This window comes from Flavobacterium humidisoli, assembly GCF_023272795.1.
GTDB classification, from domain to species: domain Bacteria; phylum Bacteroidota; class Bacteroidia; order Flavobacteriales; family Flavobacteriaceae; genus Flavobacterium; species Flavobacterium humidisoli.
Genome location: NZ_CP096829.1, coordinates 3,668,202 through 3,690,059, shown reverse-complemented (window position 1 = coordinate 3,690,059; position 21,858 = coordinate 3,668,202). Strand labels below are relative to the sequence as shown.

The following is a 21,858-nucleotide window of genomic DNA, read 5'->3' as shown; positions in this document are numbered from 1 at the left end:
TTAAACTATGTGATCGTGGCAGGTCTCCTGACTTATTCCATCTTTAAACGGCCTTCTCATCCGAAACAACGAACAATGGCATTAGTAATGTTTAAAGACTCAAATAGAACTTACAGTAGCGGGTCTGTTCAGGATTTGCACCTGATTCCCTTTTAACTGTTTTTTCTGAATTGAAAAAACAGACCAAAATCAGCCACAAAGATATAACTCAGGTATGGTGTCTGCAAGTTACCTGTCTGTTTTTTAATTTTTAATCATGATTTACTATTTGGCGAAAAAGCAGCAACTCTCCATTACTGCCTTTTTTCCAGACATTTATGCTTTTTCCTTTTACATTACCACTGTTTTCTCCATCGCGCCAATCAACGCTGTAGAAACCAAATTCTACAATGGCTTTTTGTGCATAAATAATATTTGAAGTTTCAATCGAAATTTGTTCGATATGTAGTGTGCCAGGTTTTTCATGCGCTGTAAAATAATCCGTAATTTCTTTTTCACCCGAAAGAATCGGAGTATAATATGTTAAATACATCGCATCTGGCATAAACATTTTGGCATGCTCTGCTCCTTGCCTATTCTGAACCATCTCTTTAATGGCTTTATTTCTTTCTTTTACCTCCAAAGTTAATTTGTCAGTCGGCATATATTTTTTAGTCTTTGGAATTTCAATATCGTTTATATCTGGAATATTTTTATCATCAAAATAACTTGAAGAACCCCAGATTTCTGCAGCAATTGTTGGAGGGACACTTTTTTTTGAAGGCTTTTTCCATAAAACGGAATATTTTCCAATATAAGAAAACGCTTTCTGCTCATTTAGATTTAAATCTTCCTTAAAAGTTCCAATTTCTAAAACATAGTTTCCAAAATCCTGTAACTCTAAAATTGTTTTTTGATATGAAGTAACTTTTGCCTGTTTCAACCATTGTTTGTAAAAGTCCCTAATCGCTTTTCTGCCCACTCGCTGTCTGCTATGCTCGGGCATAAATAGGGTTTGATCTGTATAAGCTTTTGCTAAATCGTCTTGATTTCCTTTTGTAAAAGCAATTGCAAACGAGACATTATAATCTTCAATCTGCTTTTTAATACTCGAATTTGTGCTGTTTTCCTGAGCAAAACCAACGGATGCAAAAAGGAAAAAGATAAAACTTAACCTGTTCATACCAGAAATATTTTATTGAACAATAAATATACAAAATATTAATATTCAATATTTTACAATAAAAAAAATATAAAAACAGGATTTTAAATCAATCGTTGAGAATATTTTTCATTCCATTATATAAGAAAGAATCTTAAAAACTTCACGAGAATATAGAGATAATTCAGTTGCAGCAGAAAACACTTAAATTTTGCTTACAAAGAAGTTAATTTTTCGACAAATAATTCATAACAAGACAATATTTGGTTTCATAAAATGTTTATATATAAAAGATTATGATGCATCTAATTTTTTAAATCAATACCACTCAAGATTAATAGTATAAAAACATGAAAAAAATATTTTTGATAATTGCCTTTGCTTCCTTTTCATTGCACAGTTTTGCTCAGGAACTTGATAATAAATTCAAATCGATTCCAGCAAAAAAATCTCCTGTAAAAGAAGTTATCCCTCCAAAAGAAGAAGCTCCAAAAGAAAACCCGCCAGCGCCTATTGAGAAACCTGCACCGCTTCAGGTTAATCCTGACGAGTTATTTAAAAACACTAATCTTTATAAGCCAGAAGCAAATGTTGAAGGAATATTTTATAGAAGAAATCAGTTTTTAGGTAATTTCAATACAACAGCCGTTACTTCGACCATTATGTATCGTGATGCTGCTTTTGTAGACGGCGATAAAGTAAAAGTATATTTAAATGATCAAGTAATTGAGCCTGAAGTTTTCTTAAATGGCGATTTTAAAAGTGTTAAGATCAACTTAGTAAAAGGAATCAACAAAATTGACATTGAGGCTTTAAACGAAGGTTTTGCTTCTCCAAATACAGCCGAATTTAAAGTTTATGACGATAAAGGCCAAGTTATTTCGTCAAGCGAATGGAATGTTGGTACGGGATACAAAGCTGTTATTGTATTAGTTAAAGAATAAAACTTTCTAACAAAAATCGTTTGAAATCATAAAAAACATTTAAAACTGCTGGTTTCAGCAGTTTTTTTGTTGCATATGTGTAGTTAACTACGTAGTTTTGTACAGATATTTAATTTACCATACAAATGCAAATTCAGCCTATACAAAATAAGTACGAAAATGAAATCGTAGATTTGATTTTACACATTCAGCAAAAAGAATTTAATGTTCCTGTCACTTTAGAAGATCAGCCTGATTTATTGGACATTGAGAACTTTTACTATAAACCAGGCGGGATTTTTCTGGGTGCTTTTATAGACGAGAAATTGGTTGGCACAATTGCTTTGGTAAAATTCAATTCTGAAGCTGGAGCCATCAGAAAAATGTTCGTGAAGAAAGAATATAGAGGTAAAGAATTCCAAATCGCTCAACAATTATTAGAGCAACTAATTGCGTACAGCAAAGAAAAAGGAATTAAAGACTTATATTTAGGAACGGTTTCTTTATTGCAGGCGGCTTTGCGTTTTTACGAAAAGAATAATTTTGTAACGATCGAAAAAGAAGCGCTTCCAACTGATTTTCCTTTAATGAAACCCGATAATGTTTTTTGTCATTTAAAACTAAATCAATAAAAATGAATATAATTGACGAGATTGGAATATTGGCCATATCAACGCGGTTGCAGCGTCTGAGCGAACAGTTGCGCAAAGACGGTGCCTTAATTTATAAGTCTTTCGATATTGATTTTGAACCGAAATGGTTTCCTGTAATTTATACGCTGCACATTAAAGAAATGCTTAGTGTTGTAGAAATTGCCAACGAAATTGGCTATAGCCATCCGTCAACTATAAGTTTATTAAAGGAATTAGAAAAACAAAAACTTATCAGTTCTAAAAAAGACAAATTAGACGAACGCAAGAGATTAATTGTGCTTACACCCAAAGGAAAAGAACTGGTCGTAAAAATGCAACCTGTTTGGACAGTGATGAAAAATGCTTTAAACGAAATCACCGATAATCAGAATAATCTTTTGAGAGCTATTGAAGAAACGGAGCAAAAACTGGCTACACAAGGATTTTTTCAGAGAATTTCAGAACTCAAAAGCTGATTTATTCTTTACCTGTAATCTTTTTTCTGTGATTATGCCCCCATTTTGCCAAAGAATCAATTACCTCTTTTAAAGTATGCCCATATTCTGTTAACTGATATTCAACTGTTATGGGCTGGGTATTCAAAACGGTTCTTGTAACCAATTGATTTTCCTCCAGGTTTTTTAATTCTCTGCTTAACATTTTTCCCGAAATACCTTCTACTTCCCGCAATAAATCGGTAAATCTTAAGGTATTAAAGCACAGTGATGCAATTATAGAAATTTTCCATCTTCCGTTTAAGATATACATAGCATCATGCACCGCCATAATGTGCTGCGTGCATTTTTTAGGATCGTGGTCTAGTTGTTTTAGCATGTTCTATTGTAAGTTACCTCGATGTTACAGTTACTTTTGGTAATCGGATGACAAAAATACACTTAAAGTGTTTACATTTGAAAACAATTTTAATTAATAAAGAAAAATGGCCTTAATAGATGCACTAAAGTGGCGTTATGCTACAAAAAAAATGAACGGACAAGCTGTTCCGCAAGAAAAAGTAGATTATATTCTTGAAGCTGCAAAGCTTGCTCCATCTTCTTCTGGATTACAGCCTTACAAGATTTTTGTGATCACAAACAAAGAATTAAAAGACAAACTTAGAGCGGTAAGTTTTGACCAAAGCCAAGTTACAGATGCTTCTCACGTTTTGGTATGGGCTGCTTGGGACGGTTATAGTTTAGAAAAAATTTCTGCTGTTTTTGACAGAACAATTGCAGAAAGAGGAATTCCTGCTGATGCAATGGATGAATACAAACAAAGACTTTGGGGAATGTACGAGCCACTTGGACAAGAATGGCACGCTAACCACGCCGCCAAACAAGCTTACATTTCGTTTGGTGTAGCAATCGCTGCAGCTGCAGAACAGCAAGTAGATGCAACTCCAATGGAAGGTTTTATTCCTGCTGAAGTTGACAGCCTTTTAGGTCTAAACGAACTTGGACTAAAGAGTGTTTTAGTTTTACCTCTAGGATATAGAGATCATGAAAATGATTGGTTGGTAAACATGAAAAAAGTAAGAACTCCACAAGAAGATTTTATAACAGAAATCAAGTAAAAAATTATTTTTTGCTTAAATGAAAATGCTTTTGAAATGGTGCAGCAGCTCTTTTTCAGAAGCATTTTTCGTTTAATTATTTCATTTTCAAATCAAAACAAAATTCAATTTAAGGAATCAGAAAAATTGATTTTTAGAACTTATGTTAATTTTATTATTTGTATAAAAATAGGGACGCATTACGGATAATTAAATAATATTGTATAGCTAATTTTGCTTTATCCAAAACGATTCATTTAATTAAATCCTAAAAACCTATGTCTGATTTCTTAACGCAATTTGGGGAGGACCTAAAAAAGAATGTCCCAGGTTTCATCGCAGTATCTGTTGCTGAAATCGCAAGCGGTATGTCATACTATTCACACTCTGCACTTGCAGATTTTGACCCAGAATTGGCATCTGCATACAACCTTGAAGTAGTAAAAGCCAAAATGAATGCTATTAAAGCATTGAATTTAAATGGTCAGGTTATCGATAATATTATGATTACGCTAAGTTCTCAAATTCACATTATCGACGTTTCTGATAATCAAGATTACTTTATTTACCTGGCTGTAGACTCTACAAAAGCCAATTTAGGTATGACAAAATCTATCCTTAATAAGTATAAAAAAGAAATCGCAGCTAAATTATAACAAAGTTTTGCCCCTTGATAAAAAGGAATAGTCGCTTGAGAGTATTCCTTTTTGTTTTTTTAGCATGTTTTAAAAGATTTCGCTCCTCTCTTTTATACTATTTCTTCCTATAATCCGCCGGAGCTCTGCTATATTGATAAAAGTCCCAGCAGGATAAAATGTTTCTACACAATCTTATTCAAAAAACGCAAAAAAACATTTTATTTTTTATTCCAATTTGCTCTTCATTTCTTGAAAATATTTTATATTTCGAAACCTAAATGAGGAATTGTATAAATGGAATTACGCACTTATTTTGAAAAATATTCTGATGAAGCAACTTGTATTGAAGAGCTCAAAAACAAACGTTTAGAAAATGGACTTTTGTGCCGAAAATGTGGGCATGATGCACATTCTTTTCGTCAGAATGATTTAAAATTTCAGTGCAGAAAATGTGGCAGTAGAATCAGCCTAAGATCGGGAACTGTAATGGAAAACTCCAATCTCCCTATTCGCTATTGGATGATTTGCATTGAATTAATGACACTTTCCCACCGAAAAATATCTATTCTTAAAATTCAATATTTGCTTGGCCATAAAAGATATGAACCGATTTGGCTGATGGTACAGAAGATCCGTCTAGTAATGAAAATTAGAGACGAAAAATACCGATTACGTGCTTACTCAGAATTTGATCCCGAATTTCTTCAGAAAATTGATAAACTGACTTTAGAAAAGAAAACTAAAACCTCCTATGAAAGCTGATTTAAGAGCACATATCGAAAAAATTATCCCTTTAACTGACGAGGAATTTGATTTTGTTATCTCTCATTTCAGTACCAAAAAATTCAAAAAACATCAATTTCTTATCCAGAAAGACGAACCTGTACACTATTCTTATTTTATAATTACAGGTCTTGTAAAATTGGTTTTTACTGATGAGTCAGGAAAAGAACATATTGTTTCTTTTGCTATGGAAGACTGGTGGGAAAGTGATTTTTATGCTTATTACACGCAAACCAAGGCAACTATGTCTTTGGAATGTCTTGAAGATACGGAAGTACTTTGCTGCACACTCGAAGATTATAAAAAACTATGCGACGGTTTACAAAAAATGGAACGTTTTTTTCTGGAGAAAGCTACTTTTGGCTTTTTAGGTTCACAACGCCGCATTATTTCCTGGCTTACTTCAAACTCAAAAGAACGATACGAACAGCTTTTAAAACAATATCCAACACTTTTTCAACGCGTATCTAAAAGTCAAATTGCTTCTTATTTAGGAGTATCTCGTGAAACACTGAGCCGGCTTTCTTCCTGATGTGATGTAGATCACTTTTTATTTGTGAGGAATATCAACAGCTTAAATCCTTGATAAATCTGAATTTTGTCTTTATAATTTAAAACAAAATAAAGATGGAAAAAAGAGTTATAAATCCTTGGAAATGGCAAGATAAACGTAGCTATGCGCAGGCAGTTGAAATAAAAAATCCAGAAGGAACATTATACGTATCTGGACAAACGGCTATAAGTGCAGAGGGAATTTCAAGCAATGAGAACATGGAGTCTCAAATTATTCAAACCTTAAAAAATCTAGAACAAGTTATAACAGAAGCAGGATATGAATGTAACGGAATCGTGCGTTTAAATATTTATACGACTTCTACAGCCGAACTCTGGCCTCATTTTAACATTTTACAAGACTGGATCAATAAACATAATATTACTCAGGCTACGACATTGCTGGAAGTAAAAAGCCTTTTCGAAACCTTAAAAGTAGAATTGGAAGCAACAGTTGTAAAATAATCTGGATTAAAATAAAAAATGCTGTACGGCTATCCTGTTGTACAGCATTTTTTATAAAATTCTAATTGCAAAATCAATTATCTAATTAAAGATTATTTCTTTTTACTATTCTTTTTTGCTTTAGATCTTTTCGCTTTCTTTTTTGCGATTTTTTTAGCTTTTGCTTTGTCTTTCGCTTTTTTAGCTTTTGCTTTCTTTTTTGCTTGCGCTTTTAGTTTTGCTTTTTTAGCTTTCTCCTTCTTTTTATCTTTTGCTTTTTCTTTTTTCTTAGCAACAGCTTTTTTCTTTTTCTCTTTTTTCTCTTTGTCTTTTTCTTTCATTTTTTTATTCTTTTTAGATTTTGGCTGATCGTTGTTTTCTTCAAATGTTTCTTCTTCAGCCTCAGATGAAATTTCTTCTATTTGTTTTGGTTCTTGCAGTTCTTCTTCGGCCGTACTAACCTCTTTTTCTGCCACTTTTTTTGGAGCTCTTTTAGGTTTTGGTTTTGCTTCTGGAGTTACAGCAGATTCTAAAACTGGAGTCTCTTTTTGCTCGATTTCGTCATTAGAGATAACCGAAACAGCTTCTGCCTCCTGATTGATTTCATCAACAAGTATTTCTTTTGCCATTATTCTGTTAATTTTAAGAAATTGATTAAATTTATTTTTAATTAAACTAATTTTTAATGTTATTAAATCATTAAATTAACATCAAAAAATAATAAACAAAGATAGATTGAAAAAGACATTCGCCAATGTTAAGTTTTTCACTAGCAAAAAAATATTCGGATATTTACCTAAAAACCAACATATTACCCAATGTTAAGTTTTTCATCATCATTTTTTCGAAAGCAGAAACCTCAATACACCCCTTTTAGAGGTATCCTTATTTTTGAAAAATGATCAACAAATTGTATAATTTCGCTTTAAACTTGATGAAATGTTCAACGATTTAATATACAAGTCCATTAAACCCAACAAAAACCTTTCAGATTTTGTGGATAGCTTTTGGTGTATGCAAAATAAATCGGATCAAAAATTGGAAACTATCGGTCTTCCTGATGGACGAATTGATTTGTCTTTGATAAAGACCGCTGAAACCTCTTTTCAAATTAGACTTTTAGGCTTAGGAACTCAGCAATACGAAAAAGGAGAAATTCCTGCAAGCAGCCAAACATTTGTAATTAGCTTTAAACTCCCTGCTGTTGAGTATGTTTTTCACGAAAGCATTGTTGAAATTTTGAACTCAGGAAAACTGCTCGAAAACCATTTTTGGGATTTTAATGAAAATGATTTAGATGATTTTGAATTGTTTTGCGAAAAAGCTTCTTCAAAAATCGAGTCTTTATTAGTAAAGGAAATAGACAATCGAAAACAAAAACTATTCAGACTCATTTATGAAACCAACGGAAATCTGACAGTAAAAGAATTATCGGAACAATCTAATTGGAGCAGCCGTCAAATTAATCGCTATTTTAATCAATATTTTGGTATTTCGTTAAAGGCCTATTGTTCCATTCTTCGTTTTCGTGCTTCATTAGAACATATTGCTAAAGGGAAACTTTTTCCAGAAGAAAATTTTACAGATCAGACACATTTTATTAAAGAAATCAAGAAAATTTCGGGTTCGCTGCCAAAAGAGCTTTTTCAAAACAAAAACGACCGATTTATACTATTATCTGCTCTTTCCTCTAAATAATTTTGCAACATAGATTTTAACTACAAACTATGTTACTACAAAATAAACAGGTCGCCATTGTTGGTGGCGGAATGGGCGGTTTAGTTTTAGCCCGTCTTTTACAGTTGCAAAATATAAATGTAAAGGTTTACGAAAGAGACCTCGATTCAAAAGTTCGCATACAAGGTTCGCCTTTAGATTTACATGAAGATTCAGGGTTAATAGCCATGGAAAAGGCAAATTTACTAGATGAGTTTTACAAAAAGATTCGCCCAAATGCCAGTAAAGCCCGAATTGTAAATCAGAATTTTGAATTGAAATTTGACGAGCATACTATTCAAAAAACGATTTTTCAAGAAACCTCAAACGCAAACCATGATTCACTTCAGGATATCTCAAAACCACGTCCAGAAATAGATCGCTCAGAACTTCGAGCTATTTTATTGCATTCGCTTTTACCAGAAACTATTGTTTGGGACAGTCATTTCATTTCAATGGAAAAAGAAAATAATGGCTGGAGATTGTTCTTTAAAAATGGAAAAAACATCTATGCCGATTTGGTAATTGGCGCAGATGGAGCAAATTCTAAGATTCGTTCTTATCTAAGCACGCAAAAACCTATTTATTCTGGCATAACGATGATTGAAGGTACAATTTATAATGCCCAAGAAAATGCTCCCAAGCTTTTTGAATTTTCAAAAGGCGGAAAAGTGCTGGCTTTAGGAAATGAACAGACCATTATGTACGGCACAAAAGGAGATGGTTCTTTAATGTTTCTTCTTAGCAGTAAAATTCCTGAAAACTGGATTGCAGAAAATGATTTGGATTTTAAAAACAATCAGAAGATTTTTGATTGGTTTAAAGAGGTTTACAAAGATTGGAGCTCTGATTGGCATGAATTTTTTAAAAGTAAAGAATTGCACTTTATATTTCGCCCACAGTATTATTTTCCGCAAAACCAATCTTGGGAAACCCAAGAAAACCTGATAATTATTGGCGATTCAGCGCATAGAATGCCTCCTTTTGCAGGAAAAGGCGCTAATCTGGCTATGCTTGATGCTTTTGAATTGGCAGATTGTTTAACAAATAATCTATTTTCTGATAGGAAAATTGCTATTTCTTATTTTGAAAAAAGAATGCTAAAAAGAGCAACAAAAGCCTTGAATGACACTTTAAGCAACGGCGAACAACTGCATTCTAAAAATGCCCTAGAAAGATTACTTTCCATATTTAACCCGTCAGTTTAAACTTAATTGTTTTTATATCAAAAACTTACATTTTTTATTTAAATTTACATATACCCAAAAAAGCATCATTTAAGAATAATAAGCCAATGTAATTTTCACTAAACAAATTATACAATGAGGCATTTTCTACTTTTACTCTTTTTTACAGCTTTTATTTCTCCTTGTTCCGGTCAAAAAATTACCGATTCGGTTCCGAAAAAAACAAAAGAAAAGAAAATCGAACTGCGAATAATGCCTTATCTAAGCTATAATCGGAATCTTGATTTTATGTTTGGCGCAATTCCGATGATGATGTACAGAGTCAATGAAGCCGATACGATCTCACCTAAATCATTATCTGGAATGTCGGCCATTTATACCACAAATAAATCGTACGCTTTGGCCTTTTTTAATAAATGGTATTTAAATGAAGACAAATGGCGTTTGAAATTTTTCTTTTTTACCGGAAATCAGAATTCACAGTTTTATGTGGATGATATTGACCAGCCCGATTTTTACGATTATGGAACCAAAACAACTGTATTGAGCATTGGAGGCCAGCGTAAAATTGTTGGCAAGTTTTATGGCGGACTTTCTTATACTTATGCCCATTACAATACAGTTTATGAAGATAACATTTCTCCTTCTTCTATTTCTCACAGTAATGCAGTTGTCTTTAATTTATTGTACGATACGAGAGATGCCGTTTACTATCCGACAACTGGTTACAAAATTAGAATGGACTGGTCTACTTATCCTAAATTTTTAGACAACGAATTAGCATCGAATCGAATTTCTTTTCAGGCCAACAAATATTTTCCCAATCGCGAAGGCAAAGATGTTATCGCTGCACGTTTTTATGGAAAGTTCGGACTGGGAAATGTCGCTTTTGAACAGCAGAGTACTATTGGCGGAACAGATATTCGCGGTTATTCTGAAGGAAAATACAGAGGTTCAGGGTTAATGGACATTCAAGGAGAATACCGATATAACTTTGGAAAGAAAATGGGATTGGTCGGCTTTTTTGGTATCGCAACCATTTACGGTTCTGATACTCCAAACTTTGACTGGAAAATGTATCCTGGAGGCGGCGTTGGTTACCGATACAATCCTTTCAAAAAATCAAAATTCAATGTCGGTCTGGACGGCGCAGTCGGTAAAGGAGACTGGGGAATTTATTTTAGAATTGGCGAAGCATTTTAATTGAAAACAAAAAAGCTCTAAATTAAATATTTAGAGCTTTTTTGTTTTCATATAACAATACTTTTATTGTTTCACATTTCTTTTTTTGTTCCATTTTATAATATGCAACATAGAAAAAATAAATCTACGATCATCTTTCTTTAAATTTGAGTATCCCCAAATTATATTCAAAAACCTTAACTAACTAATGCTCAAAATCAATTTATTAATTTAAGGTGGTTATACATTTTTTTCGCCTCCTCTCTATTCCTGATTGCTTATGGCACAATTTTATTTTCCTTGGAGAATCTGCACTTTATCAAAAAAATTAGCTTTTGTCGTTTTAATTTTTCTCTCAATTTTAAAAGCAAATGCACAAAACTGTACCGTAAATGCAGGAGTTTTGAATGTTACCATCTGCGAAACCGACGCCTTGGTTTTAAATGGAAATGTCCCATCACCAATTATAGGAAATGTTTCATGGACACAAATATCCGGACCGGCAGTGGTTATTGCCACTCCAAACAGTCCCGGTACAGTTGTAACAGGTTACACGGGCGGCAATACATACATATTTCGATACAGTGCAACCTGTGCCGACGGGATATTTGCTTATCAGGATAAAGTCGTAAATGTACAGCCCATTACAATTGCCAATGCGGGAGGCAATATTGCGAGCTGTCCAAATAATTCAGGAACATTGACTATTACAGCAAATACTCCTCAAAATCCTGGAGAAAATGCTTACTGGGAAATCGTCGGGGCTAATAATGCAGGAGTTATAATTGATTTTCCTAATCTGCCAACCTCAACCATATCGTTGCCGCAGACCAGCTGCGGCACAACTACTCTTCAATGGGTTATAGAAGGGCCTGAATTTGCTGCTGGACAAAGATGCAGAACAACATCCCAAATTACCGTTACCAACTATGGCGGCGTAACTCCGGTTTCAGCCGGCGCAGACCAGACGCTGAGCAATTGCTATACTACAACACAAACCACAAACCTCAGTGGAACTTATGGCGGCTGCGGCCTTAATGGACAGAATGGCCAATGGACATTTGTAAGCGGCCCTAATACGCCTGTGATAAACAGTCCAAATTCGAATAATACACAAATCTCTAATCTTGTTCAGGGCACTTATACATTCAGATGGACTGTTACAGGTCCATGTGCATCTGGCAATGATCTGGTAACCATTACGGTCCCTGCGGCAACACAGGATGTAACTACCTTGCCAGGCGGAGACGAGAATATATTTTTTTGTGACCCTTCCATTACCCAAGTTACTCTAATAGCGCAAACACCTCTGTATGCCGATGAAACCGTTCAGTGGACCCAGATTGAAGGAGACAGCGGTGCTGTAATAGCATCACCTCAGAGTCCCACTACACTGGTGACCAATATTTCAGATTTAGGAGATCCTTACAGATTTAGATATACACTAACTAACAATAATACCGGTTGTGTTTTCAGTAAAGATTATATCGTGCAGTATAACAGTTCAACAAGGACCATTACAGCCAATAATGGTAATGATATGGCAGGAGCCTGTAATGCTACTGTTTTTACAATTCCGCTTACTGTCACAGGAACCGGCTATAACCAATACAGGATTGTAACAGGTCCAAGCAGTTCACCGCTGGGCCCATTTCCTACTGCATTACAAAATGTTGGAAATTCATTAACACTTACCCTTACAGCGTCTGGGGAATACAATATTGAATTTATCAGAAGGCAGGACGGATCACTTCCTATTGGCTGTGATTACGGATTCGATTCGCTCAATATTTTAGTTTCCGGCGAACCAACTCCTTCAAACGCGGGCTCTGATGTAAGCCTGCCCTGCGGAGATACTAGCACTCTTTTATCTGGAGTTGCAACAGAAGAGGGACTGCATTTTTGGAGCCAGCTTAGTGGCCCTAACACTGCTTTAATTGCCGATAGTTTTGCTATAAATACTCAGGTTTCCGGACTTATTCCCGGAACGTATGTTTTTCAATATATAACAAAAGGAGGAGGTGCAACTTGTGGTTTTTCGGTTTCTACAGTGACTATAAATGTTTCTGGTAGCACGCTAGGAGCGACAAGTGCCGGACCTGACCAAATTGTATGTTCAAATTCACAGGTGCCGCTGGCCGCAACACCTGCTCTGAGCGGAGAAATAGGAACCTGGAGCCAGATTTCTGGACCAAGTACTATAACATTCTCCGATATTAATGATCCTAACTCCAAAGCCATGGGTTTTAGTGCTAATTCTGCTGCATATGAGCTGCAATGGACTATTTCCTATCTGCATCCCGGACCTTCCTGCAGTGCTCCCATATCTGATACTGTACAAATAATAACCAATAACAGCAATGCTCCTACCAACTCAGATGCTGGGCCCGATGCCTGTTACCCGAATGGCACGACATCCTTCAATCTTAGCGGAAACACAACTAATCCCGAAGATTTCGGCACATGGACTGTGGTGCCCACAACAGGAGTAACTATAGTAAATCCAGCTGACCCTAACACCGAAGTTCTTGTTGCCTCTAGTGGCACTTATACTTTCACGTGGTCAATTGAAAACAAATTAAGGCTCTGTCTGCCCAATGAAAGCAGTGTTATGGTAACCATAGCAGATACTCCTCCAGCTGCAGACGCTGGACCAGACCAGCAGATCTGCGGCAATACCATAACTATGGCTGCGACGGCAAGTGCAGGAAGCATCGGAACCTGGACAAGAATCTCTGGTTCGGGAAATTATACTATTAGCAATGAACATGATCCCAATGCGGTTTTTACATTCTCAAACAGCGGCTACTATATTTTCAGATGGACAGTAAATGCCGAAGTGTGCGGCGAATCTTTTGATGACATCAACTTAACCATAGGAATTCCGCCTGATGCAGCAAACGCAGGACCGGATCAGAATATTTGCAACAGTACCAGTACCACAATGGTTGCAAACGCTTATGACAGCTTTTTTGAAAGCGGCCAATGGTCTGTTCTAACCGGTGCTCCAAACCAGCCAAGCATAGCTGATGCAACTAATCCAAATACAGCTATAACAGGGCTTACTGCTGGTACTTACACCTTTAGGTGGACGATTACTGCAAAAAGTGTTTTTCTCTGTCCTGGAACTTTTGATGATGTTGTGGTTGTAGTCGCGCCGGCTGCAAATGCAGGCCTCGACCAGTCTTACTGCGATGTAAACAGTATCCAGCTTAAAGGAAATGAAAATTCTACAGGAACATGGACACTTACCAGTACAACGGGAAATACAGCTGATGTTGTAATTACCCAGTCTCCGCCTGGCAGTTATGTGGCCAACGCAACAGTTGTTCCTGGAAACAGCTACGTATTTACCTACACAACCAATTCTACAGCTTTTCCAGACAGCTCCAGCTGTACGGGCTCATCAGATTCAGTCAATGTTGAAGTTTACAGCGGTGCCAGTATAGCCCCTAATGCAGGACCTGATCAGCTCCTGTGCATTCAGGATGTTGGAGGAACTGCTTCTTTAGCTGGAAATGCACCTCCTGCTGATGTCGCAGTTACAGAATGGCGCTTTGTTTACCAGCCTTCGGGCAGTACTGCGGTAATTACCACACCTTCTGCTCCAATGACAACTGTTACAGGTTTAAACGTACCTGGACTTTATATTCTGGAATGGGCATTTGAAAGCACTTCCTGCAGAACATTATCCGATATTGTCCGTATTGAAATGAATGAAGCGCCAAGTACCGCAGACGCAGGTCCAGATGATACCGTAGCATGCCAGACCACTTATCAGACTGCCGCTGTACCGCCTGCTGCAGGTATCGGTACATGGTCATTTGCCAGTCCGGGAGACGATCCTTCTGGGGGTGCTGTAGTAATCAATAATCCAAATAGTCCCGTAACAACTTTATCCAACATTACTGCCTTAGGCACTTATAGATTGACATGGACCGTGTCAAATGGACCTTTTACCAGCCCTTCATTGTGCCAGCCTTCTTCTGACACTGTTGAAATAACATTTAACGACATTCCCCCTTCTGTTGCAAATGCAGGTCCAGATCAGGAATTATGTAATGTTAGCACAGCTGCAATGGCCGCACAGGCAGTAACTTCGGGTTTGGGAACATGGACTCAGGTTTCCGGGCCAAACACAGCTAATATTGCTTCGCCAAACAATGAAAATTCTTTAATGTTAGGGTTAATTCCTGGGACATATGAGTTTCTATGGACCACTACGACTTTAAATCTAAACGGATGTACTTCACAAGATTCGGTTAATATCACCATCTATCAATTGCCATCAGCTGCAAATGCTGGACCTGACCAGACAATTCCGCAGTTTTCACCTGTAAATTTAAATGCAGCCGCCCCGACTGCTGGAACTGGATTGTGGACGCAGATTTCCGGACCAAGTACGGCAGGGTTCACCGATAATGCTTCTCCAACAACCGCTGTTACAGGAACTGTCTCTGGAACCTATGTTTTCCAATGGACGGTAAGCAATGGAAACTGTGCCGTTTCTTCTGATACCGTAACACTTAATATACTATCCGTTGCTGATCTTGAACTGACTAAATCGGTTACACCTGTAAGCGGAAGTGCGGGTGATATTGTAACATTCAATATTCAGGTTTTTAATAATAACTCTCTTGGAGGAACAGTTGATGCAACAAATGTGGCAGTAAGAGATTATATCCCATCAGGATATACAATAATCCCTGGATCTGCAAACTTAGCAGGCCAATACAATATTGGCGACAACACTATTTCATGGTACAATCTAACTGTTCCAAATGGAAATAGAATAACGCTGACTTTTAAAGCAGCTATTCTGCCAAGCGGTTCTTATTTAAATACAGCTGAAATTATTGCTTCGGATCAATTTGACCCCGACAGTACGCCTAATAATAATATTCTGGCAGAAGATGACCAGGATGATGCTGCTATTACACTAGATCTGGCTGATTTATCTCTTCAAAAAACAGTTTCGCCAACTACTGTAAGCATAAATGACAATGTGATATTTACAATCAGAGTTACCAACAGCGGTCCAAATAATGCTTCAGGAATTACTGTTTCAGACCACCTTCCTCCAGGATATACCTACGTAAGCGATAATGGAGCAGGAAAATATAATAATACTACAGGCATCTGGAATGTCGGCAGTTTAAATAATGGAAACACGCTAACATTACAGATTACTGCTAAAGTCAACACTGCTTCTGCAGCCAATTATATCAATACCGCCGAAATACAGACAGCAAAACAAAAAGATCCAGACAGTACACCCGGCAATGGCCTTCCAGAAGACGATATTGCCAGCGCCAATGTTGTTCTAAATTCAGCCGACCTGGAACTTTCAAAAACGGTAACTCCTACTTCAGCTGCTGCGGGCGAACAAGTAAACTTCACCATTAATGTCGTTAACAAAGGTCCAGGAAATGCAACAGGCGTGAATGTACAGGATGTTGTTCCTGTTGGTTATACTTTGGTGCCCGGTTCAGTATCAAACGGAGGAACCTATCAAGTTGCAAACGCCTCAATTAACTGGCAGAATTTGGTTCTAAACAGCGGCGCTAATTTAAATCTAACCTTCAGCGCCTTGGTAAATCCTACAGGAAGCTATCTAAATACAGCTCAGATAACGGGAAGCGATCTGCCTGATCCTGACAGCACCCCAAATAATAATGTTGCTTCTGAAGATGATCAGGATAATGCTGAAATTACCTTTATTGGCCCTTCTGCCGACTTGTCTTTAACCAAAAATGTAGTTACGGGCAATACCAGTCCTGTAGTAGGAAGCCAAGTTTCTTTTGAACTGATAATTAGAAATGATGGTCCAAATAATGCAACTGGAGTACAGATAACCGATTTACTGCCTACTGGATATCAATATGTCAATTACAGTTCATCTGCTGGTTTATACAATAGTACCACAGGAATTTGGAGTGTCGGCACTGTTGATGCTGGTGTAGCAGAATCACTTATTTTAGATGCGAAAGTATTGCCTACAGGAGATTACAAAAATATAACTCAGGTTATTGCTAGTGACCTTCCTGATCCTGATAGCAACCCTAATAATGACGATGGAGATCAAAGTGAAGATGATGAGGATAATGTCCTACTAACTCCTATACCTCCTTCTGCAGATTTATCGTTAACGAAATCAGTAAGCAATACAACACCTCTGGTTGGCTCCACAGTAACTTTTACCATTATTACAACTAATCACGGACCCCAAGATGCTGCTTTAGTTCAGGTAACCGATTTATTGCCATCTGGTTACACGTTTAGCAATTTTAATGCGACAAGCGGAACATATAACAGCACAACAGGGTTATGGACTTTAGATATATTGAAAAGCAGCGAATCTAAAACCTTACAGATTAATGCAATAGTAAACCCAACAGGAGATTATACCAATATTGCGGAAGTTACCAATAGTGATACTCCAGATCCTAACTCAACTCCAAATAACGGAGTAGCAACAGAGGATGATTATGGAACAGCGACTACTGCTCCTATTCCACAGTCTTCAGATCTATCATTGATTAAAACAGTTAACACTGCCACACCATTAGTAGGCTCACTCGTTACTTTTGAAGTAGTTGTAACCAATAATGGCCCGCAGGATAATTTTGGCATACAGGTAACAGATGTGCTTCCGTCTGGATATACTTTAAGTGGATTTACCGTTTCAACAGGAACTTATGACACAGCTGCAGGAATATGGACTGTTGGCAATTTGGCGTCAGGTGATGCAGAAACGCTTCAAATTGTGGCGAAAGTAAATCCAAGTGGCGATTATCTTAATAAGGCTGAAATAACAGCTGCGAATCTTCCTGATCCCGATTCCACTCCAAACAACGGAATTACTACAGAAGATGATTACGCAGAAGTGACAACAGCTCCAGTACCGACATCGGCAGACTTGTCACTAACCAAAATAGTAAATAATGCTAATCCGCTTGTGGGGTCGCAGGTAACTTTTAGTATTGAAGTAACTAATTCTGGACCGCAGGAAGCAAATGGAGTCACTGTAACTGATTTATTGCCTTCTGGATATACATATGTATCCTACAATGCAACAACAGGAAATTACGATCCAGTAACCGGTCTTTGGACAGTTGGAAACATACCTATTTCAGACTCTTACACTTTACAAATAACAGCTGTAGTTAATGCGACAGGAAATTATACCAATACCGCTGAAATTACGGCAAGCAGTCAGCCTGATCCAGATTCAACTCCAAATAACGGCATAACAACAGAAGATGATTATGGAACGGCGACTACTGCTCCTATTTCACAGTCTTCAGATTTATCATTGATTAAAACAGTTAACACTGCCACACCATTAGTAGGCTCGCTCGTTACTTTTGAAGTAGTCGTAACCAATAATGGCCCGCAGGATAATTTTGGCATACAGGTAACAGATGTGCTTCCGTCTGGATATACTTTCAGTGGATTTACCGTTTCAACAGGAACTTATGACACAGCTGCAGGAATATGGACTGTTGGCAATTTGGCGTCAGGTGATGCAGAAACGCTTCAAATTGTGGCGAAAGTAAATCCAAGTGGCGATTATCTTAATAAGGCTGAAATAACAGCTGCAAATCTTCCTGATCCCGATTCCACTCCAAACAACGGAATTACTACAGAAGATGATTACGCAGAAGTGACAACAGCTCCAGTACCGACATCGGCAGATTTGTCACTAACTAAAACAGTCAATAATGCCAATCCGCTGGTAGGCTCTTTGGTTACTTTTGAAGTAGTTGTTACCAATAATGGTCCGCAAGATACATCTGGTGTAACAGTCACAGATTTACTGCCGAGCGGTTATACTTATTCTAATTTTACAATTTCTACCGGAACATATAATCCAGCAACAGGATTATGGGCAGTTGGTAATTTAATTAGCGGAAAATCAGAAACACTGCAAATTCTGGCATTGGTCAATCCAACAGGAAATTACTTGAATGTAGCGGAAGTTACTGCCAGCAGTCTTCCCGATCCGGATTCTACTCCTAACAACGGAGTTACTACAGAAGACGATTATGCAGCAGCTGCAGTTACTCCTAATGCACAGTCCGCTGATTTATCTTTATCTAAAACCGTTAATGATGCAGCTCCGCTGGTAGGATCTTCAATTATTTTTGAAATAATTGCAACCAACAATGGCCCTCAAAATACAACTGGAGCTGAAGTAACTGATTTACTGCCTTCTGGATATACTTTTACTAACTACAGCGCTACAAAAGGAACTTACAATGCCCTAACGGGAAAATGGACAATTGGCTCATTTGTTAATGGAGATTCTCAAGTATTGAGAATAACTGCCATTGTAAATCCAACTGGAAATTATGTAAACATTGCCGAAGTTACAGCCAGCAGTCTCCCAGATCCTAATTCAACCCCTGGCAATGGAGTTCCAACTGAAAATGATTACGGAACAGCCACAACTTCTCCTTTAGGGCAAACAGCAGATTTATCTTTAACCAAAACGGTCAGTAATGCGACGCCATTAATCGGAACTCCGGTAACTTTTGAAATAATTATAACCAACCAAGGTCCTCAGAATGCAACAGGTGTCGAAGTAACAGATTTACTGCCTTCGGGGTATACCTTTAGTAATTTTACAGCAACAAAAGGAACATATGCCAACACAGACGGAAAATGGTTTATTGGTTCTTTGGCCAGCGGAGATGCGCAAACATTGCAATTAACAGCTATAGTGAATGGTTCGGGTAATTACTTAAATACAGCTGAAGTAACGGCCAGCAGCCTTCCTGATCCTGATTCAACTCCAAATAACGGAATAGCGGCAGAAGATGATTATGCAAGTGCTACCACAACGCCAACTGCACCTATGGCAGATTTATCTCTAACAAAAGCAATAGTCGGCGGCAATCTAAGTCCAATATTTGGCGCAACTATTACTTTCGAAATAACCGTAAATAACAGCGGACCACAAAACGCAACTGGTGTTCAGGTAAAAGATCTGTTGCCAAGTGGTTATGAATATGTGGCATACAGCTCAACAGCTGGACAGTACTTCAACACCACAGGAATCTGGAATTTAGGAAATATACCAAGTGGCGGTTCTGAATCTTTAATAATAGGCGTAAAAGTAAATCCTACAGGAGATTATCATAATATTGCCGAGATTTATGCTTCAAACGAGCTGGATCCTGATTCCACACCAAACAATAATGTCAGCGGTGAGGACGATATCAGTTCTGTGCTATTAACTCCTGTTCCAGCTGTAGCCGATCTTTCTATTGAGAAAAAAGTGCTCAATAATAACCTTACCCCTGCTGTGGGATCGCAGATTTCATTCTCTGTTATAGTAACCAACTCAGGTCCAAGCAATGCAACAGGTGTTACCATAAAAGACATACTGCCTTCTGGATATGATTATATTTTTTACAATTCCACTTCGGGAACATATAATCCTTTAACCGGTGAATGGAATCCTGGAATAATACTGCCTGGAAATAGCCATACCCTAGTCATAAATGTTTTTGTAAAAAGTCCGACCGGTGCTGCCAATGAATACTTAAATACAGCTGAAATTATGACTGCAGATCAGCATGATCCCGACAGTACGCCTGGCAACGGAGTCACTACCGAAGATGATTACAGCAGTATTTCGGTTACACCTGTAATTGTAATGGCAGATTTATCCATTAGCAAAACAGCATTAAATCAGGATGCAGTTCAAGATGTTGGCTCGACGGTCATATTTACCGTTACCGTTACCAATGACGGTCCCGCAGATGCAAGCGGCGTAGCAGTTAAAGATTTGCTTCCTTCTGGATTCACTTATTTGACAAGCAGTCCTACCAGCGGTTTATACAACTTTGTTACAGGAGTGTGGAATGTCGGAAATATTGTAAGCGGAACTGATCAGTCATTGGATATTTACACCCGTGTAAACCCTCCGTCGGGAGCTGCAAATGAATATACAAATACAACCGAGATTATTGCCAGCAATCTTCCTGATCCAGATTCTACTCCAAACAACGGAGTAACCACAGAGGATGATTATGACAGCTTGCAAATTAATGTTGGGGTTGCAGATTTAAGCCTGGAAAAAACAGCTAGCAATAAAAATGCAAATGTAGATGATGTTGTAATGTTCACCCTTCAGCTTAACAATACAGGTCCAAGCACTGCTACTGGAGTTGCTGTTGAAGATTTAATACCGCTCGGATTCAAGAATATTTCGAATATCAATAATGGCGGTATCTTCAGTAAGAATATTATCAAATGGGCGAATCTAACCGTTCCTGTTGGTGGTATTACATTAACTTATGAGGTCACAGTAGCCAATCCATTTGGACTTGAAAGCGTTGATTATGTTAATATTGCTCAGGTAACCGCCAGTAATCAATTTGATCCAGACTCGACTCCGAATAATGATAATGGAGATCAGAGTGAGGATGATGAAGATTCTGAATTTATAAACATCCCTTCTACCGATGTGGCCATAAATAAAGAAGTAGATAAAACAGATGTTCCTATGGATACTCAAGTAACATTTACTATCACGGCAGAAAATTTAGGCAATTTAACTGCTACAAATGTAGAAGTTCAAGATGCATTGCCTAAAGGATACTCATTAGTAAACTCATCGGTAACTTCAGGAAGTTATGATGCGAAAATAGGAATCTGGAGCATTCCAGTGATTAATAAAGGAACTGTCCAAACATTAACACTAACTGTTAAGGTTGTCGATTTTAATGATTATTTGAATAATGCCCATTTGATCAAACTGGATCAGATAGACACCAATTCGGCAAACAATCAAGATAGTGCCACTGTTTCTCCAAACTGTCTGAAAATCTATAATGAATTCTCGCCAAATGACGATGGCCAGAACGATTTCTTCTACATTGATTGTATTGAAAGGTACCCAAATAACCAGCTTGAGATATTTAACCGTTGGGGTAATTTGGTTTATTATCAAAAAGGCTACAAAAACACTTGGGATGGAAAAGAAGAAGGTTCTGCCAAAACACTTCCTGAGGGCACCTATTTCTATATTCTTGATTTAGGAGATGGATCTAAAAAAACCTCTGGATGGGTTTATCTCAAATAAAACTATCCAGAAA

14 protein-coding genes, 1 pseudogene and 1 riboswitch are annotated in these 21,858 nt (G+C 37.3%); of the genes and pseudogenes, 12 read left to right on the top strand and 3 right to left on the bottom strand.

Annotation, left to right across the window (positions count from 1 at the left end; translation table 11 throughout):
* A riboswitch (cobalamin riboswitch) is annotated at positions 1 to 203 on the bottom strand.
* A 47-nt stretch (positions 204 to 250) separates the two neighbouring features.
* On the bottom strand, positions 251 to 1,162 hold the full coding sequence (locus M0M44_RS15845; RefSeq protein WP_248726533.1) for a YybH family protein: 912 nt from the start codon (positions 1,160 to 1,162) through the stop codon (positions 251 to 253).
* 329 nt (positions 1,163 to 1,491) lie between these two features.
* Here M0M44_RS15845 and M0M44_RS15840 point away from each other — a divergent pair, with 329 nt between their 5' ends.
* The 3 genes from M0M44_RS15840 (at position 1,492) to M0M44_RS15830 (ending at position 3,172) form a co-directional block, all read left to right on the top strand.
* A complete protein-coding gene (locus M0M44_RS15840) occupies positions 1,492 to 2,085 on the top strand; it encodes a hypothetical protein (RefSeq protein WP_248726532.1) in 594 nt (197 codons plus the stop codon).
* Between the two features lie 125 nt (positions 2,086 to 2,210).
* The gene (locus M0M44_RS15835) at positions 2,211 to 2,696 is read left to right on the top strand and encodes a GNAT family N-acetyltransferase (protein ID WP_248726531.1); all 486 of its coding nucleotides are present in this window, start codon (positions 2,211 to 2,213) and stop codon (positions 2,694 to 2,696) included.
* A 2-nt stretch (positions 2,697 to 2,698) separates the two neighbouring features.
* Positions 2,699 to 3,172, top strand: a complete 474-nt coding sequence (locus tag M0M44_RS15830; RefSeq protein WP_248726530.1) for a MarR family winged helix-turn-helix transcriptional regulator — start codon at positions 2,699 to 2,701, stop codon at positions 3,170 to 3,172.
* A gap of 1 nt (position 3,173) precedes the next feature.
* Here the strand turns inward: M0M44_RS15830 and M0M44_RS15825 are convergent, their stop codons facing one another.
* Positions 3,174 to 3,530, bottom strand: a complete 357-nt coding sequence (locus M0M44_RS15825; protein WP_248726529.1) for a winged helix-turn-helix transcriptional regulator — start codon at positions 3,528 to 3,530, stop codon at positions 3,174 to 3,176.
* Positions 3,531 to 3,636: 106 nt separating this feature from the next.
* On the opposite strand from M0M44_RS15825, the gene M0M44_RS15820 reads away from it, so the two are divergent.
* From M0M44_RS15820 to M0M44_RS15800, 5 genes and pseudogenes are all read left to right on the top strand, one after another.
* Positions 3,637 to 4,269 (top strand): nitroreductase family protein, encoded by a 633-nt coding sequence (locus tag M0M44_RS15820; protein ID WP_248726528.1) that lies wholly within the window; start codon positions 3,637 to 3,639, stop codon positions 4,267 to 4,269.
* A 257-nt stretch (positions 4,270 to 4,526) separates the two neighbouring features.
* Positions 4,527 to 4,904: a hypothetical protein gene (locus tag M0M44_RS15815; RefSeq protein WP_248726527.1), complete on the top strand. Its 378-nt coding sequence runs from the start codon at positions 4,527 to 4,529 to the stop codon at positions 4,902 to 4,904.
* A gap of 276 nt (positions 4,905 to 5,180) precedes the next feature.
* Positions 5,181 to 5,645: pseudogene (locus M0M44_RS15810) on the top strand (transposase); the annotation flags it as partial.
* A complete protein-coding gene (locus tag M0M44_RS15805; RefSeq protein WP_248726526.1) occupies positions 5,638 to 6,201 on the top strand; it encodes a Crp/Fnr family transcriptional regulator in 564 nt (187 codons plus the stop codon). The pseudogene M0M44_RS15810 and the gene M0M44_RS15805, both read left to right, overlap by 8 nt.
* Positions 6,202 to 6,296: 95 nt before the next feature.
* Entirely contained in the window at positions 6,297 to 6,686 is a 390-nt protein-coding gene (locus M0M44_RS15800; RefSeq protein WP_248726525.1) for a RidA family protein, read from the top strand.
* A 92-nt stretch (positions 6,687 to 6,778) separates the two neighbouring features.
* Here M0M44_RS15800 and M0M44_RS15795 read toward each other — a convergent pair whose 3' ends face one another.
* A complete protein-coding gene (locus M0M44_RS15795) occupies positions 6,779 to 7,294 on the bottom strand; it encodes a hypothetical protein (protein ID WP_248726524.1) in 516 nt (171 codons plus the stop codon).
* A 310-nt stretch (positions 7,295 to 7,604) separates the two neighbouring features.
* On the opposite strand from M0M44_RS15795, the gene M0M44_RS15790 reads away from it, so the two are divergent.
* The 4 genes from M0M44_RS15790 to M0M44_RS15775 all read left to right on the top strand — a co-directional run bounded on the left by M0M44_RS15790 (position 7,605) and on the right by M0M44_RS15775 (position 21,845).
* On the top strand, positions 7,605 to 8,363 hold the full coding sequence (locus M0M44_RS15790) for a helix-turn-helix domain-containing protein (protein ID WP_248726523.1): 759 nt from the start codon (positions 7,605 to 7,607) through the stop codon (positions 8,361 to 8,363).
* A 29-nt stretch (positions 8,364 to 8,392) separates the two neighbouring features.
* Entirely contained in the window at positions 8,393 to 9,589 is a 1,197-nt protein-coding gene (locus M0M44_RS15785) for an FAD-dependent oxidoreductase (protein ID WP_248726522.1), read from the top strand.
* Between the two features lie 114 nt (positions 9,590 to 9,703).
* A complete protein-coding gene (locus M0M44_RS15780; RefSeq protein WP_248726521.1) occupies positions 9,704 to 10,771 on the top strand; it encodes a BamA/TamA family outer membrane protein in 1,068 nt (355 codons plus the stop codon).
* A gap of 259 nt (positions 10,772 to 11,030) precedes the next feature.
* Positions 11,031 to 21,845 (top strand): PKD domain-containing protein, encoded by a 10,815-nt coding sequence (locus M0M44_RS15775; protein ID WP_248726520.1) that lies wholly within the window; start codon positions 11,031 to 11,033, stop codon positions 21,843 to 21,845.
* Positions 21,846 to 21,858 lie beyond the last annotated feature (13 nt).